This window comes from Halobacillus sp. ABD4_316, assembly GCF_056161385.1.
In genome coordinates this window covers 245775-262648 of the sequence record NZ_JBSWZA010000004.1, presented here as the reverse complement: position 1 = coordinate 262648, position 16874 = coordinate 245775, and the positions used below count along the sequence as shown (strand labels likewise).

Below are 16874 nucleotides of genomic sequence, written 5' to 3'. Positions count from 1 at the left end.
TGCATGTCACCTTTTCCTATCCACCCCTCACCTTTCCAAAACAGCGGCTGGACCGTATGATGATTACAGAACTGGGAAACCACGCGTATACTAGAAACAGATCCAAAACGTCAGGAGGGATTGGTGAGCCATGAAAGTGAACATTGATGTCGATGAAAACCATCCGGAAACGAGCATTACGATTCACTGCAGTCACGTTGATGACACCGTGAAGGAGATCCTTGATTTCCTCCACGAAAAAAAGCAGGCGTTTGTTGTCGGGAAAAGCGGGGAAAGCCAGCACATTTTAAAGCCGGAACATATTCAATTTTTCCGGTCTGAGGATGAGGCCGTGTTCGCTTATACCAAAGACGCATCCTTCAAGGTTAAGGACAAACTCTATGAACTGGAACGCTCCCTCCCTTCCCAGCGGTTTGTAAGGATCTCCAAGTCTGTTCTCGCCAATATCTATGAAATGAGCCGCTTTGAGCCTTCTTTTAACGGCACCCTCTGCGTGTATTTCAAATCAGGAGAAAAGGAATACGCATCCAGGCACTATGTGGGGAGAATCAAGGAGATGCTGAATATGAACAGGAGGGACAGCAGATGAAAACATTTCTTATCAGAAGTGCAGGTGGTATTTTCTTCGGAGCTTTCTTATCCACGATCATCGTTTATACCCTGATCTTTTTTGGTAACACCCCGACGCTCGACAGCGCTGCCTTCGTAAAAAATTCCCTGGCCGCCATGGCTGCCGGATGGTTGTTTGCTGTCAGTCCCCTGTACTTTGAAATCGAGCCGCTCACTCTGCTCCAACAGACGATTCTTCACTTTATCACAGTGACCATCGGCTATTTCCCACTGGCGATTTACGCCGGCTGGCTGTCCTTGAACTTAGGAAGCTTTCTTATATTCACAGCTGTGTTCCTCATCATCTATGCCGGCATCTGGACAGGGTTCTACTTTTATTATCGAAATGAAGCCGAAGATATGAACGAAAGCCTCGACCAGCTTTATGATTAAACAAAACAGTTGCACATAAAAACGCCTTTTGTATAATAGGATTATCCTGAAACGGAAAGGAGGGCTTTCTTGATGAAGAAACAGCCGTTGTTCACACTGTTATGGATGGCGGGCCTGTGTCTCCTGCTTTCCCATCCGGACATGTCCCACATGCCGGTAAAAGCAGATATTCAGGAAAGCCAGACGGTAACGGCGGAAGGCCCTTCGTTTGAAGAGGACCCTGCTGCCAATGACGGGGTCCTTCCCTCCGGAGCTGCCCGGCCGGATCTCAAGATTTACCCGACTTCCGTTATGGTTTCTGCGTGGGATACGAGCAGGTCCACATGGCTGACCACGGTTTTTTATCAATCCAACTACTTATCATCCTTTACTTTTTGAGGCACCAACTTCAAAAAAGTAAAGGGGGAACCAATGATGTTCTGGTTTAGAATGATTATGATCGGCATGTTTTCCTTAACAGCCGTGTCACTCTTAACGGTTCAAGGAACGGAGATGTATCACGCCTTCCTGGAACTGTTCAATAATAAGCACCAATAAAAAAATGCCTCTCCCTTTTCATGGGAGAGGCATTTTTTATTCATCCGGATACGTCTGTTTCAGGAACGTGATCGATTGACGGATCAGCTCTTTCAGCACATCCGTATCGATATCATCCAGTTTATTGACATACACACAGGCTTTTCCTGACTTATGCTTTCCCAACTGTTCAAGCAGTTCAGCTCTTTTTTCATCCCCTGTAGCGAAATATAGACTGTGCCGCGCTTTTCTGGGAGAAAAACCGACGAGCGGCGCATCTCCTTCATGGCCGGTGGGGTACTTATAATGGTAAGACCCGAAACCAATGATGCTTGTCCCCCACATCTTTGCTTCATATCCGCTGGTTTCTGTGAAGATATCGAGGAGACGATAGGCATCTTCTTTCTTCTTCTCTGACTCCACCTCTTCAATAAATTCAATGACACTGCGGTCATTCTGCTTTGTTTTCAATTCATATCCCATGGATTTTCACTCCTCTCTTCTGCTTCCTTTATTTCCACGCCCGTTTCCGGAAATCCTCTCTCACCTTTCAGAAAAAACACCGCGTTATTCATGATGGTCCTATGAAAAAGAAGAAATCATAATCCGGCTGCTGCTTTATACGGTTACCATGACTTTCTGCTGCCCCACCTTCTCTCGACCGGCTTACAAATCAAAAGCAGAGCACGGTAAACTAACCGCTGACCCGTGACAATCGACGAAAAAAAACCCGGCATCCACGTGCCGGGTCCGAGCAAACCAGTCAGCTGACATCTTTCAACGCAGGCAGACGTTTTTTGTAACCTGCCAACCGGCTGACATCCATCTCTTCGGTAATGTGCTGAATGTCCAGGATCATACCTGAGAGCTGCTGGACTTCCTGTCCCATGGTTTGGATGGTTTTCAGCTGTCCTTTTGAAACCTCTCTGATATGATCATTCTGAACTTTCCCTTCTTTTATAAAGGATAAGAGATCTTCAAACGAATGGGATAAACCATCCGCGGTTTTGGTCAAGTTTTCACCAAAAACTTGTATTTCCTCTGCTTCACTCTTTACGTGCTGCGACTGATTCAGAATATCTTTGAAGTTCGTCTCCATCTCTTCCAGATGCTTCCTGCTCGCAGCCATGCGATCCATACCTTCACTGGAATGCTGATCAGCCTGATCAACGTAATGCTGGATCGTTTCCACGATTGCAAAGATCTTCCTTGTCGATGCTTCCGACTGTTGAGACAAGCGTTGTACCTCGGCTGCCACTACACTGAAGCCCTTCCCATGTTCGCCGGCCCGGGCAGCTTCAATGGAAGCATTCAAGGCAAGCATCCTTGTATTTTCTGTAATGGATGCGATGTCTTTCGTAACCTGTGAAATATTCTCTGACGATGTGCTTAATAACTGGACGGTCTCATTCGTTTGATGAATGCTTGATTCGGTCTGATGCAATTGACCAACAATCTGCTCCAGCGACTGTTCACCTACTTCGGTAACCCGGGCCGTCTGTCCTGCCTGGTCGAGAACCATATGGAGGTTCTGGTTCATATTTTCTACCGCCTTATGCATATGCGAAAGGTCGTCAGCATTCTTCACTGCTTTTTTGACCTGAAGATCGGTGTTTTCATGGCGTCGTTCCATCAAATCTTCCAACTCTTGATACGAATGGGTGGAGCTTTCTGAAGAACGGTTTAACAGCTGAACGGTTTCCTGGAGGGCGGCGCCAACGGTTTGAAGCTGTTCCATTAATCGTTTGGTTTCTTCCTGCTTGTCATCCGACAATGTTTTCAATTCATTGACATGCCGGTTTTTCAACACAATCTGATAGCTTGTCCCTGCGCTTGTCAGCAGGAGGTAAACCCCATGCAGCGCAAACATAAACCACGTATAATCCGATGTTCCATAGAAAAACTCCGTCCCTGTAAACATAGCCCCGAAGTGAAACAAAGCAAAAATGATCGTCATCAATCCAAGCAGCTCCACCCGGTCATAAAAAGCAGCAAGAGCAACAACTAAAAAGATGGAAAAATGGTAGACGACCATACCTTCCCCATTCGTGATCATGCCGATGCTGATAAACGTGAAAAGCAGCGCGTTTATCCACGGCAGCGCCTGATGGGTTTTATTTTTGTAATAGAATACGGAAGATAATATAAACAGCAGCAACGGCACCACCATGTACGTATACAAATACGGCGTATAGGCACTGAAATCCGCAGCTGACCAATGGTGCATCCTGTTTCTGTGAATGAGATGAATCAAAAACATCAAAGCCAAGCCTACTGCTGAAAACAACAACATCGTTCGATTTTTTTTATGTAACACTAACCTCTCCCTTTCTACCTGGTCCTTATACTCTACTATCGGCCAAATATAGAAATTCTTCACCTTTTTGCACAAAAACATTTTACCCTGATGAAGAATAAAAGCCTCTGAAAGAACATCATTCCCTCCCGGCACCAACCTGAAACTATTATCCTAGTAAAGCGTTCATCATCCCCCTCATAAAGGAGCCTTTATACCTATAAAAAGAAGGATTCATATTTTTTGAACCTATTTCTTCTTTTCATCCGTATACATTAAAAAAGGAGGAGATCGTATGTTCAAGAAGTTTTTAGCAAGTGTCGGTGTCGGAGCCGCCAAAGTGGATACCCAGTTGGAAAAGGATCAATTCATCCCGGGTGAAGACGTTCACGGGAAGGTTGTTATCCAAGGGGGAGACGTGGAACAGTCCATTGATGCCATTCATATCTTTTTAATGACGGAGGCTGTCCGCGAGGTGGATGACCGTAAAGTGAAAGAAAACGTGTCCCTGCAGAAATACGCAGTATCCGGACCCATCACGATTCAAGAGGGAGAGAAAAAGGAAATTCCTTTTTCCATCACCATCCCTTTTCATGTACCGGCTTCTCTGGGACGACGGCTTCCGATATGGTTTGAAACCGGACTGGATATTCCAAGAGCACTTGATCCGGAAGACCGTGATCCAGTCACTATCGCTCCGCACCCTTACATTGGAACCATTCTGGATGCATTGGAAAACCAGCTCGGCTTCCGCTTAAGAAAAGTCGAAATGGAGTATTCCAAGCGGCACGGATATGTCCAGGAGTTCGAATTCGCACCTGGTGGAAACTACCGCTCCTACTTAGATGAACTGGAGGCCGTTTTCTTTCTTCAGGAAACCCATGTCGAGGTGATGCTTGAAGTGGACCGCCGCGCCCGCGGACTTGGGGGATTATTCGCAGAAGCGCTCGAAATGGATGAAAGCCGGGCTTCGCTGACCCTAAAAAAAGAGGAGTTAACGGGCTCCACGCAGACCATCGCCCGCCGGCTTCAGGAAACCATCGACCGCTATAAAAACTAAAAAGAAGGGTGACAGGAATGTTCCTGTCACCCTTCTTTTTAGTTTCCCTGAAATAGGATATCCTTCGTATTCATCAGCCTTAGAAATGAAGGACTTCCAACGCCCAGAATTTCGGAGGGATGATCAAATAGTTCAGGTAATCTGTCCATGAATCCTCTTCTTCCTCAACAGCGGCAGGTTTCGGAACGTTCGTTACTTCTGCCTTCTCTTCCAGCTGATAGGAAGTCAGTGGAGTCCCATCCTCACTGTTGATCGTCACTTTCCCGTTATCATTTACAGAGACTTCTGCTTCCTCTTCTTTTAAATGAGTATAAGGAATCTCTTCAGGTAGCATATACTCATCCGCTCTGCCGCCAAGAATTTCCTCTTTTTGAACGAAGGACGTTTCATAGTTTTCGAATCCGTAGTCCAGTAGTTCTTTAGTATCGGTATAGACCTGGTCCTGATTCGGCGTTTTCATGGTTATGGCAATGAGGTTCGTATCCTCACGGGCCGCCGTGGTTGCCAGCGTAAATCCGGCCTGTGGAACAAAACCGGTTTTCCCACCCGTGATGCCTTCGTAAGGATCTTCCCGGAACAATTTGTGATGGGTATACAAGGTGGTCTCCCATGATTCTCCCGTCCAGTCCATGGTTTTTGTACCGAAAATCTCCATGAACGTTTCATTCTGCATCGCATACTGAGTGATTAAAGCGAGATCTCTTGCTGTTGTCATATGCTGTCCATCATAAAGACCGTGCGGATTGGTGAAATGGGTTTTCTCCGTTCCGACTTTTTCTTGTAGGAAGACACTCAAATCTTCAGAAAAGCTGTCTACACTGCCGCTCATATGCTCAGCTATAGCCGTCCCGGCATCATTCCCTGAGTTTATCAGCAGTCCTTGTACAAGCTTTTTCAGAGAAACCTGCTCCCCTTCCATCAGGAAAACACTCGATCCGCCTGTGTTTCCCGCTTCTTCACTTACCGTCACCAGATCTTCCGGGTCTCCGTTTTCCAACGCATAAATCGCAGTGGCGATTTTAGTCAGACTAGCGGGATACATCTTACGGTCAGCGTCCTTCTCGTAAATGACCTTCCCGGTGTTTGCTTCCATAACAATGGCTGATTCACTAAGAATATCAGGAGAATCGGGTTTAGCCTCCCCATACACGGGGGTACTAGAGAAATTGGCAGCTAGAAGGATAAGTGTCAGTATAATTGTAAGCTTTTTCAATCGAATGTCTCCTTGTTCAGTTGATTAATTTCGACATTTTTCTGCAATTGCTTACAATTATATCTTGAAATCATTGAATACCCAGACAATATACGTAGATTTAATTGAAATGTAACCGGCATGTAAATTTTCTAACTAATCTATGAATATGAGGTAAAAACTGACAACGGTTTCTCCCTCTATCAAAAAAGCCCTGAGAGGTTTGCATTCCTCTCAGGGCTTTTCTATTTACAGGGATCGGTTCAAGATGTCGCGGACACTTTCCTTGTCCAATTCCTTATACGTGCCGACACCCGGCTTGATGAACGTTTTTTCAACAATGGAGTCGAAATCCTGACCATCAATATCGTAATCTTTCAAGGTGGACGGGGCGCCTAGAGAGTTCCAGAAACCTCTTAAGGCAGCCGCTCCTTCTTGGGCTGTCTGCTTATCGTCTTTACCCTCAGGATCAATACCAAAAACGTTGACGGCCAGCTGCTTCACGCGGCTTGGATCTTCATCGAGGACGTGTTCCAGCCAGTTCGGGAACAGGATGGCGAGACCGCCGCCATGGGGAATATCATATACCGCAGAGAGCGCGTGCTCGATGCGGTGTGTGGCCCAGTCGCCGCCGTCGGTTCCATTGGACAGCGTACCATTGAAAGCTGTCGTACTTATATACATCATTGTTTCGCGGTACTCATAGGACTGCTGATTTTCCATCAGTTTAGGTCCATATTCAACAGCTGTTCGGAGCAGCGATTCGATAAACCCGTCGATCATCGGTGTATTGGGAGTGCGGTGGAAATAGTGCTCCAACGCGTGAGACATACTATCGACAATGCCGTACACAGTCTGGTGTTCCGGTACAGAAAACGTATAGGAAGGATCAAGGATCGAGAACGTCGGGAATACGTGCGGGGAGCCCCAGCCAAGTTTATCTCTTGTCTGCCAGTTTGTGATGACAGATACCGCATTCATCTCCGATCCAGTTGCTGCCAGCGTAAGGACGGTACCAAACGGAAGGGCCTTTTCGACAGCAGCACTGCCGGTAATGAGATCCCAGGCGTCTCCTTCGTATTTCGCACCCGCGGCAATCGCTTTTGTACAGTCAATCACACTGCCACCGCCGACAGCGAGAAGGAAATCGATGCCTTCCTGCTTACAGATCTCTACACCTTTCTTCACTGTCGTTAAACGCGGATTGGGCTCCACACCGGACAGTTCATACATGTCCGCATCAAGAGATTTCAACATGCCGACAGCTTCATCGTACACACCGTTCCGCTTAATGCTCCCACCGCCGTAAACGACAAGGACTTTCGAACCTTTTGTGATTTCCTGAGCCATCTGCTCGATCTGGCCTTTGCCGAAGTACAGACGCGTCGGGTTATATTGTAAAAATTGATTCATCATTTTCACCTCTTATGTAATGGATTCACGAGTATTGTACCATCCCCTCCCCCCTCACACGAACCATCCGCCTCTGCTTCTTTACTCAACATACAAAAACCAGAAGAAACCGCTGCCGGTTTTCTTCTGGTTTAATCCTGTCACCTTATGCGATGACAACCTTTTTTGGGTTGGCCAGCTTTCGGACCAGTGGCAGCCGGGAGAGATCCATGTTCCCGCCGCTCAAAACAACGCCGCACTGCTGCTGTTCAAAGGAGTGACATGTCTTTAGAAGGCCTGCCAGTGCTGTGGCACCAGCCCCCTCTACAAGGGTTTTCTCTCGTTCAAGCAGCAGAAGCATCGCCTGGGCGATTTCATGTTCTTCCACGGTGATGACCTGGTCCACGTATTTCTGGATACACGTATACGTTAACCTTCCATGCTCTTTCACGGCAATGCCATCTGCGATTGTGGAAACAGACGTCAGTTTTGCCGGTCCTTTCTTATAAAGTGCATTGTAGGTGGACGGTGCTTTGGCTGACTGAACGCCGATCACCGTAATATCCGGTTTCAATTGTTTCGCAGCAAAAGCAACACCGCTGATCAAACCGCCGCCTCCAATTGGTACGAAAAGGCGTTCAAGATCCGGCTGCTGCTGAAGCATTTCCACAGCCACCGTAGCCTGACCAGCCATCACTTCATAATCATCAAAGGGATGAAGGAACGTCGCGCCGGATCGTTCCTGCTCGATCCGTGCGGCCTGGTACGCTTCCTGAAAGGATTCCCCTGTGAGGACAACGGTTGCCCCGTAGCCTTCTGTTGCTTCCACCTTCGCCTGTGGTGTTCCTTCCGGCATGAAGATTTGCGCCGTAATTCCCCGCTTCGCTGCAGCAACCGCCACTCCCTGGGCATGGTTGCCTGCTGAGGCAGCAATGACTCCGCATGCGGCTTCCTCTTCCGTCAGGCAGGCGACCTTATAGGAAGCTCCCCTGACTTTAAACGCGCCGGTTTTCTGCTGATTTTCCATCTTCAAATAGACGTGCTGCCCTGTCCGTTCATTAAAGGTCGTTGACGTCTGCAGTGGCGTGCGGTGCACAACCTCCTGCAGCTGTTCCTGTGCATCCATTACTTTAGCCAGCGTTAAGAAATCCCCAACGTCTTCACTCCTTTTTGTTTTTCCTCAAATTGGTCGATTTTGTCTTCGTACGTCAGTGTAACGGCAATTTCATCCCAGCCGTTCAACAACATTTCCTTATGATAGGGCTGAATATCGAATGCCACTTCGAAACCGCCGCCATCAATCGTCTGCGCTTCCAGATCCACGGCCACTTCATAAGCCTCGGTTTCCGCCTTTTCCATCAACTGATCAACGACAGGCTTCGGCAGTTGAATAGGAAGGATCCCGTTTTTGAAGCAGTTGTTATAAAAGATATCAGCAAAGCTCGGAGCGATGACGACACGGAAACCATAATCCTGGATCGCCCATGGGGCGTGTTCCCTGGAGGAGCCGCATCCGAAGTTCTCTCCTCCTGCTAAAACCGAAGCACCGTCATACTTCGGCTTGTTCAGGGAAAAGTCCTCCCGCGGAGCCCCGTCTTCATCAAACCGCCAGTTGTAGAAGAGGAACTGACCAAACCCCTGCCGTTCAATCCGTTTCAAGAACTGTTTTGGAATGATCTGATCGGTATCGACATTCGATCGATTCAATGGGTAGACCAGACCTTTGTGCTGTTTTAATGGTTCCATCTGTTCACCCTCCTACCGTACTGGCATATTTTCTGACGTCTACAAAACGGCCTTCAAGAGCTGCTGCCGCTGCCATTTCCGGACTGACAAGATGGGTGCGCGCCCCATTCCCCTGACGCCCTTCAAAGTTACGGTTGGACGTTGAGGCACAGCGCTCACCCGGCGGAACGATATCATCGTTCATCGCCAGACACATGCTGCAGCCGGCATCGCGCCATTCAAATCCGGCAGTCAGGAAGATCGTGTCCAGACCTTCGGCTTCTGCTGCATCTTTCACTGACTTGGACCCCGGTACGACGAGAGCTCTGACCCCATCATGGACACGGCCGCCACGGACGATTTCAGCCGCCCGGCGCAGATCGCTCAAACGGGAGTTTGTACAAGATCCGATAAACACGTGTTCAACAGGTATGGACTCAATCGCCTGATTCGCTTCAAGGCCCATATAATCGATCGCCCGTTCAATGCCGTCACGGTCATCCTCCACCTGCTCCGGATCGGGGACACGTCCACCGACAGGAACACACTGAGAAGGGTTGGTCCCCCATGTCACCTGAGGCTCAATTTCATCTGCATGGATGGTAAGGGTCTGGTCGTATTCCGCCCCTTCATCCGATGCCAGCGACAGCCACTGCTCCTTGACTTCTTCAAAATCTTCTCCCTCAGGCACGTAACGCTTCCCGCGGAGATACTCGACAGTGGTCTCGTCCGGTGAAATCAAACCGGCACGTGCGCCCGCTTCAATCGACATGTTACAGACCGTCATCCGTTCTTCCATCGTCAGGTTACGGACCGCTTCGCCCGTGTATTCAATGACATGGCCGGTACCGAAACGGACGCCGTATTTACCGATGATCGCCAGAATCAAGTCCTTGGCTGTCACTCCTGTTCCCAATACTCCCTCCACATGAACCTGAAGGGTTTTCGGCTTGGCCTGCCAGAGAGATTGAGTGGCCAGCACGTGCTCCACTTCACTCGTGCCGATTCCAAATGCGAGGGCGCCAAAAGCCCCGTGTGTAGAGGTATGACTATCTCCACAGACGATTGTTTTTCCCGGCTGGGTTAACCCAAGCTCCGGACCAATGACATGGACAATGCCCTGGTCCGGGTGGTTGATATCCGCCAGCCGGACTCCAAATTCCTTACAATTTGTCTCGAGTGTTTCCATCTGTTTCTTGGAAACTTCATCCTTGATGACATTGCGGTGGATGGTCGGCACGTTGTGATCCATCGTTGCAAACGTACGATCCGGCCGCCTCACCTTCCTTCCGCTCATGCGGAGCCCTTCAAACGCCTGGGGAGAGGTCACTTCATGAACCAGATGCAGGTCGATATAGAGAAGATTCGGCTTCCCTTCTTCTTCGTGGACGACATGCTGATCCCAAATTTTTTCAACTATGGTTTTTGGTTGACTCATTCCGTTCCGCTCCCTTCTTTTCTTTGTTGTACCGCTCATACATAGCAGCGCATAATATTTTCTGTTGCATCACTCGTGCTGATCTGGTCGACAATTTTAGCTGCCAGTTCACTTCCGCTGACTTTCACACCACTTTTCAAATCGATGTCTGCGGTGTGATACCCTTCCTGCAGCACCCCGGCAACAGCGGCTTCCACTTGTTCGGCTTCCTCTTCCATACCAAAGGAGTGTTTCAGCATCATGGCTGTGGAGAGAATGCTTGCAATCGGATTAGCTTTATTCTGCCCGGCAATGTCCGGAGCTGAACCGTGGACAGGTTCGTAAAGACCGACACTCTTTTCGTTCAAGCTTGCTGATGGAAGCATACCCAGAGATCCGGTTAAGACAGAGGCTTCGTCGCTTAAGATGTCTCCGAACATGTTCTCCGTAACGATCACATCAAAATACGAGGGGTTCGTCACAAGCTTCATCGCTGCGGCATCCACGAGCATATGCTCAACAGTCACGTCCGGATAATCCGCTTTTTTCTCTTCGACGATTTCCCGCCACATCCGGCTGGATTCCAGGACATTGGCTTTATCCACCGATGTCAGGTGTTTTCTTCTGACCCGCGCGCTTTGAAACGCCTGATCGACGATTCTTTCAATTTCATGGCGCTCATAAGCCAGCGTATCCACGACTTCCTGTCCGTTGTTCCTGCGCTCACTCGGCTGTCCGAAATACAAACCGCCGGTCAGCTCCCGGACAATCAACAGGTCACTGTTTTCAACGACTTCCTTTTTCAAAGGGGAAGCATGGAGCAGCTGATGAAATGCCTGGACAGGACGGAGGTTGGCAAACAATCCAAGCTGTTTGCGGATACCCAGCAGCCCTTTTTCCGGCCGCATATGACCGGGCAGCTGATCCCATTTCGGACCTCCGACAGCTCCAAGGAAAATGGCGTCGGCTTTTTTAGCCGCCTGGACCGTATCATCCGGGAGCGGCGTCCCGTGCTGGTCGATGGCTGCTCCTCCAATGTCATGACTTTCAAATGTAAAGGTATGCTGGTAACGGTCGGCGACCGCCTGCAGCACCTGTCTGGCTGCTTTTGTTACTTCCGGACCGATGCCGTCGCCCGGCAGTAAAACGATATGTTTCTCCATGTACATCCCCCTTTTGTTATACCTGCACTTTTTCGTAGCCTTCATGACGTTTATGCTGATAAAGTGTACGATTGACCGCGTTTAAAAATGCGTGGGCGGAAGCTTCCAGCACATCCTGCGCCGATCCACGGCCGGAGGCTTTTACCCCGTTGACGGTCAGCTGGACGTGAACCTCTGCCAGTGCATCGCGTCCTCTTCCAATGGAGCTGAGTTGATAATCCTGTAGATGAACATCTGCATCAATCAAATCATCCAGTGTGTTGTAAATCGCTTCGACACTTCCTTCGCCGGTATTGGCTTTTTCCGCTTCTTCTCCATCCGGTTTCGTTAAAAGAACCGTAGCGGTCGGGCGGTTGATGCTGCCGTACTGGACCTGGAAGGCTTTCAATTCGTACTTCGGCTGGTCTTCGTTTTCGGTCTGCGTATCGGTAAGAATCGCAAAAAGATCATCATCGGTGACCTCTTTTTTCTTGCCGGTCAAATCTTTGAAAGATGCGAACGCTTCTTTCAGCTTCGTTTCGTTCAATTCAAAGCCCAGCTCTTCCGCTTTCTGCTTGAACGCGTGCCGGCCGGAGTGTTTGCCAAGAACCATCCGGTTGGAATCAATACCCACCATAGCCGGTGTAATGATTTCGTACGTCGTAGCTTCTTTCAGGACACCATCTTGGTGAATACCGGACTCATGGGCAAAGGCATTACGTCCGACAACCGCCTTGTTCCCCGGCACCTGCATCCCGGTCAAGCGGCTGACAAGATCACTCGTCCGCTTAATTTCCTTAAGAACCAGACCCGTTTGGAAATCGTAGCGGTCCTGCCTGATCTGAAAGGCGACGGCAATCTCCTCTAAAGCGGCGTTTCCGGCACGTTCTCCGATACCGTTAATGGTGCCTTCGATCTGGCCGGCCCCGTTTTCGACGGCTGCCAGGGAGTTGCTGACAGCCATCCCCAAATCATCGTGGTTATGCGTAGAGAGGACCGCTTGATCAATGTTCGGCACCTGCTCCCTTACATACCGGAAAAGGCTGCCGATTTCATCCGGTGTCGTGAAACCGACCGTATCCGGCAGATTGATTACTGAAGCCCCCGCATCAATGACTTGTTCAATGATGTGAACGAGAAAATCCCGGTCCGAGCGCAGCGCATCCTCTGCGGAGAACTGAACATAAGGGAATTTCTCACGGGCGTAGCGGACCATGCTGACGGCGGTTTCTACAACCTCATCCGGCGTTTTTTTCAATTTATGTGTCATATGAATCGGGGAGGTGGCAAGAAAGACGTGGAGTCTCGGCTCCGCTCCTCCTTTCAATGCTTCCCACGCGATATCGATATCGCGCTTATTCGCCCGCGCCAGTCCTGTTACTGAACAACCGCGTACCGTATCGGCAATCTCTTTGACTGCATCAAAATCCGCCTGGGAGGAAGCAGGGAATCCTGCTTCCATAATGTCTACACCAAGTCTCTCCAGCTGCTTGGCAATTTCCACTTTTTCCAAACGGTTCAAGTTGACCCCGGCGGACTGCTCTCCATCACGCAGGGTCGTGTCAAAGACATTAACGTGAGCCATGAGTGACCACATCCTTTTCTTTGGATTGGGACTTCTTGACGAACGGCATTAATTCGCGGAGCTCTCTACCCACCTTTTCGATTTGATGCTGACTTTCCTTCGCGTTGATCGCCGTGAACTCAGGACGGTTCACTTGGTTTTCAAGAATCCAGCCTTTCGCAAATTTACCAGTCTGAATATCTGTCAGCACTTCTTTCATGCGGGCTTTCGTAGTTTCATCAACGACGCGTGGACCGGAGACGAAGTCACCCCACTGAGCGGTATCAGAAATGGAATAACGCATGCCTTCCAGACCGCCTTCATACATAAGGTCTACAATCAGTTTCAATTCGTGAAGACATTCGAAGTAGGCCACTTCCGGCTGGTAACCAGCTTCTGTCAATGTTTCAAAGCCTGCCTTAACAAGGCTGGTCAAACCACCGCACAGGACAGCCTGCTCACCGAACAAGTCTGTTTCGGTTTCTTCCTGGAAGGATGTTTCCAATACACCTGCACGGCCGCCGCCGATTCCTTTCGCATAGGCGAGAGCAACCTCTTTGGCTTCCCCTGTTACATCCTGCTCTACACCGATCAGGGCCGGCACCCCTGCTCCTTCTTCAAATGTACGGCGGACAAGATGTCCCGGACCTTTCGGAGCTACGAGGAATACATCCACATCGGATGGAGGGACAACCTGATTGAAATGAACGTTGAATCCGTGGGCGAAAGCAAGCGCTGCACCGGATTTCAGATTCGGTTTGATCTGTTCTTCGTACACTTTCGGCTGATACTCATCCGGAAGAAGGATCATAACGACATCAGCATCTTCTACAGCCTCCGGAACGGTCTTCACTTCCACACCGTCTTCCACTGCTTTATCCCATGATTTCCCTTTACGAAGACCAACAACGACATCATGACCGCTCTCTTTCAGGTTTAATGCGTGGGCATGACCCTGGGAGCCGTATCCGATGACAGCTACTTTCTTATTTTTTAGAACCTCATCTTTAATATCATTGTGGTAGTATACATGTGCCATGTTTCATCCATCCTTTCATCATTTTAATAGGGAGTAAGATTTGAATTCTGCTACCTGGGGCTGGTGGCCTCGTGTAAAGGCGGTCAGCCCGGTTCTTGCTGATTCTTTTATTCCATAAGGGCGGAGCAGATCGATAAGAGCATCAACCTTGTCGGATTTACCAGTCACCTGAACCGTGACACTTTCCTTGCTCACATCAATGATCGACGCCCGGAATGGCTCAATAATGCTTTGGATTTCATTGCGGATCTGAGGGTTGCTGATGACCTTCACCATCGCCAGTTCTCTCGCTACGATGGCTTTATCCGTGATGTCCGATACTTTCAGGACATCGATTTGTTTGTTCAGCTGTTTCGTCAGCTGCTCCAGCTTCCTCTCATCCTCCACCTCGACGACGAAGGTCATTTTGGATACTCCTTCGGTTTCTGTGCGGCCGACAGATATGCTTTCAATATTGAACTGCCGCTTAGCGAGGAGGCCGGTGACCCGGTTCAGGACACCGCTCCGGTTATGAACCGTTGCTGTCACGATGCGTTTCATCGTTTCACCCCAATCATCTCGTGGATTCCTTTTCCAGGTGCAATCATTGGATAGACGTTCTCTTTCTGCAGAACCCGGCAGTCGATAAGGGCCGGCTGATCATTGTTCAGAATTTCCGGAAGTACATCCTCCAGCTGTCCCTGGGTTTCAATTTTATATCCAGGTACTTGGTAGCTCTCCGCCAGTTTTACAAAATCAGGCTGGACATCCATGATCGACTCGGAGTAGCGTCCACTGTAAAACTTCTCCTGCCACTGCCTTACCATTCCGAGCGCCTGATTGTTGACGATCAAAACTTTGACTGGAAGCCGCCGCTCCTGGAGAACAGACAGTTCCTGCAGCGTCATTTGGAAACCCCCATCGCCGACAACCGCCACACAGGTGGATTTCCGATCTGCCAGCTGAGCACCGATCGCCGCTGGAAAACCGTACCCCATCGTTCCAAGCCCCCCGGAAGTAACCCAGCGGTTCGGCTCGTCGAACTGGTAATACTGGGCCGCCCACATTTGATGCTGCCCGACATCTGTCGTTACAACCGCTTCCCCTTTGGTATATTCATAGACTTTCTGGAGCAGCCACTGGGGGACGATCTCTGCCTCCGGCTGGTCATGCCACAAAGGAAAATCCTGTTTGTTCTTTTCTGCTTTCATCATCCAGTCATGGTGATCCAGGTTCTGCACGGCTTTTTCATTCAGCGATGTAAGGGCCGCTTTCGCGTCCGATACGATCGGGATATGGGTTTCCACGTTTTTACCGATTTCTGCAGGGTCGATATCGATATGCGCCACTTTGGCATGTGGTGCAAAATGTTTCAGATTACCTGTCAGTCTGTCATCAAAGCGTGAGCCGAAGTTGATGAGCAGATCGCATTCGTACAGGGCCATATTTGCTGCATAAGTTCCGTGCATCCCGGCCATGCCAAGGGAAAGACGGTCGCTGCCGGGATAACTTCCAAGACCCAGCAGAGTCGAGGTGACCGGAAGCTCGTAATTTCTTACAAATGTCCTGAGCTCTTCAGAAGCCTTGGCGTGGATAACGCCGGATCCGGCCAGAACGACCGGCTTTTCAGCTGCAAGAAGGGCTTCATGCAGCTTATTGATCTGCATCGGATTCGGTTTCGTCGTCGGCTGATATCCCGGAAGATGAAACTCCTTGTTGATGTCTTTTTCAAAGACGGTTGAACTGATGTCTTTCGGAATATCCACGACGACAGGACCCGGTCGTCCAGTCGTAGCTATGTGGAAGGCCTCATTCACAATTCTCGGAAGATCTTCAATATTCTGAACTTGGTAGTTATGCTTCGTGATTGGTGTAGTGATTCCCATGATGTCCGATTCCTGGAAGGCATCTGTACCAATGACCCCTTTCGCCACCTGTCCGGTGAAGATGACGAGTGGGATCGAATCCATCATGGCATCGGCAATACCGGTCACAAGGTTCGTTGCCCCTGGTCCTGATGTGCCGATAACAACTCCAGCACGGCCGGAAACACGGGCGTAGCCTTCAGCTGCATGGATGGCCCCTTGTTCATGCCTTGGAAGCACGTGATCAAAGCTGCCTTCCGCCCGGTAAATGGCATCGTAAATCGGCAGCACAGCTCCTCCTGGATAACCGAACAACGTATCAACACTCTGGCCAATCAATGCCTCTACAAGTAAATCGGCCCCTGTTTTCACTGCGGTCTTTTGTTCCGCACTTGCCTGTGCTTTCATTTTTTTCATCCCTCCTGCAGTAGTTGTGAAGAATAAAGCGGATTTTCCGCTGTTCCACCTGCTCTTTGTCGAATAAAAAAGAGACCTTCTCCTCCTCAAGTTCATGCACCACCAGAATGATGCAGGAACGTGAGGGGTGAAAAGGTCTCTCTTTACTTCCACGGTACCACCCTCGTTCATGAAGCTCTCAAAAGCTTCACCTCATGGAGTCGTCATAACTCCTTTTGGTAACAGGTGCAGTGATACACCTGGTCCGGCCTACTAAGCATACCGTTCA

General features: G+C 49.4%; 17 protein-coding genes. 5 read left to right on the top strand and 12 right to left on the bottom strand.

Annotated features, from left to right (window positions below):
- Nucleotides 1–130: 130 nt before the first annotated feature.
- The 4 genes from ACXAJH_RS16505 to ACXAJH_RS16490 all read left to right on the top strand — a co-directional run bounded on the left by ACXAJH_RS16505 (nt 131) and on the right by ACXAJH_RS16490 (nt 1539).
- Entirely contained in the window at nt 131–589 is a 459-nt protein-coding gene (locus tag ACXAJH_RS16505) for a LytTR family DNA-binding domain-containing protein (protein WP_474967941.1), read from the top strand.
- Nucleotides 586–1002 (top strand): DUF3021 domain-containing protein, encoded by a 417-nt coding sequence (locus ACXAJH_RS16500; RefSeq protein ID WP_474967940.1) that lies wholly within the window; start codon nt 586–588, stop codon nt 1000–1002. Before ACXAJH_RS16505 ends, ACXAJH_RS16500 begins: the two co-directional genes overlap by 4 nt.
- A 72-nt stretch (nt 1003–1074) precedes the next feature.
- Nucleotides 1075–1380 (top strand): hypothetical protein, encoded by a 306-nt coding sequence (locus ACXAJH_RS16495; protein ID WP_474967939.1) that lies wholly within the window; start codon nt 1075–1077, stop codon nt 1378–1380.
- A gap of 36 nt (nt 1381–1416) precedes the next feature.
- On the top strand, nt 1417–1539 hold the full coding sequence (locus ACXAJH_RS16490; protein WP_474970475.1) for a hypothetical protein: 123 nt from the start codon (nt 1417–1419) through the stop codon (nt 1537–1539).
- Nucleotides 1540–1575: 36 nt separating this feature from the next.
- Here the strand turns inward: ACXAJH_RS16490 and ACXAJH_RS16485 are convergent, their stop codons facing one another.
- Entirely contained in the window at nt 1576–2001 is a 426-nt protein-coding gene (locus ACXAJH_RS16485; RefSeq protein WP_474991389.1) for a DUF1801 domain-containing protein, read from the bottom strand.
- Nucleotides 2002–2281: 280 nt separating this feature from the next.
- On the bottom strand, nt 2282–3835 hold the full coding sequence (locus tag ACXAJH_RS16480; RefSeq protein WP_474994581.1) for a methyl-accepting chemotaxis protein: 1554 nt from the start codon (nt 3833–3835) through the stop codon (nt 2282–2284).
- Between the two features lie 274 nt (nt 3836–4109).
- Between ACXAJH_RS16480 and ACXAJH_RS16475 the strand changes: the two genes are divergently transcribed.
- Nucleotides 4110–4874, top strand: coding sequence for a sporulation protein (locus ACXAJH_RS16475; RefSeq protein WP_474971808.1), 765 nt, complete (start codon nt 4110–4112; stop codon nt 4872–4874).
- A 79-nt stretch (nt 4875–4953) separates the two neighbouring features.
- On the opposite strand, the gene ACXAJH_RS16470 is transcribed toward ACXAJH_RS16475, so the two are convergent.
- The 10 genes from ACXAJH_RS16470 to ilvB all read right to left on the bottom strand — a co-directional run bounded on the left by ACXAJH_RS16470 (nt 4954) and on the right by ilvB (nt 16597).
- A complete protein-coding gene (locus tag ACXAJH_RS16470; RefSeq protein ID WP_474967935.1) occupies nt 4954–6087 on the bottom strand; it encodes a D-alanyl-D-alanine carboxypeptidase family protein in 1134 nt (377 codons plus the stop codon).
- A 228-nt stretch (nt 6088–6315) separates the two neighbouring features.
- Complete coding sequence (locus tag ACXAJH_RS16465; protein WP_474971809.1) at nt 6316–7479, bottom strand: iron-containing alcohol dehydrogenase; 1164 nt, start codon at nt 7477–7479, stop codon at nt 6316–6318.
- A 145-nt stretch (nt 7480–7624) separates the two neighbouring features.
- Nucleotides 7625–8584, bottom strand: coding sequence for a threonine ammonia-lyase (gene ilvA / locus ACXAJH_RS16460; protein WP_474967933.1), 960 nt, complete (start codon nt 8582–8584; stop codon nt 7625–7627).
- Between the two features lie 14 nt (nt 8585–8598).
- Complete coding sequence (gene leuD, locus ACXAJH_RS16455; RefSeq protein WP_474971811.1) at nt 8599–9204, bottom strand: 3-isopropylmalate dehydratase small subunit; 606 nt, start codon at nt 9202–9204, stop codon at nt 8599–8601.
- A 4-nt stretch (nt 9205–9208) separates the two neighbouring features.
- A complete protein-coding gene (leuC, locus tag ACXAJH_RS16450; RefSeq protein ID WP_474971812.1) occupies nt 9209–10621 on the bottom strand; it encodes a 3-isopropylmalate dehydratase large subunit in 1413 nt (470 codons plus the stop codon).
- 35 nt (nt 10622–10656) lie between these two features.
- Entirely contained in the window at nt 10657–11763 is a 1107-nt protein-coding gene (gene leuB / locus ACXAJH_RS16445; RefSeq protein WP_474967930.1) for a 3-isopropylmalate dehydrogenase, read from the bottom strand.
- Between the two features lie 16 nt (nt 11764–11779).
- On the bottom strand, nt 11780–13327 hold the full coding sequence (locus tag ACXAJH_RS16440) for a 2-isopropylmalate synthase (protein WP_474967929.1): 1548 nt from the start codon (nt 13325–13327) through the stop codon (nt 11780–11782).
- Entirely contained in the window at nt 13314–14345 is a 1032-nt protein-coding gene (gene ilvC, locus ACXAJH_RS16435) for a ketol-acid reductoisomerase (protein ID WP_474967928.1), read from the bottom strand. Before ilvC ends, ACXAJH_RS16440 begins: the two co-directional genes overlap by 14 nt.
- An 18-nt stretch (nt 14346–14363) precedes the next feature.
- Nucleotides 14364–14885, bottom strand: coding sequence for an acetolactate synthase small subunit (gene ilvN, locus ACXAJH_RS16430; RefSeq protein WP_027953607.1), 522 nt, complete (start codon nt 14883–14885; stop codon nt 14364–14366).
- Nucleotides 14882–16597 (bottom strand): biosynthetic-type acetolactate synthase large subunit, encoded by a 1716-nt coding sequence (ilvB, locus tag ACXAJH_RS16425; RefSeq protein ID WP_474994579.1) that lies wholly within the window; start codon nt 16595–16597, stop codon nt 14882–14884. Before ilvB ends, ilvN begins: the two co-directional genes overlap by 4 nt.
- Between the last annotated feature and the right edge of the window lie 277 nt (nt 16598–16874).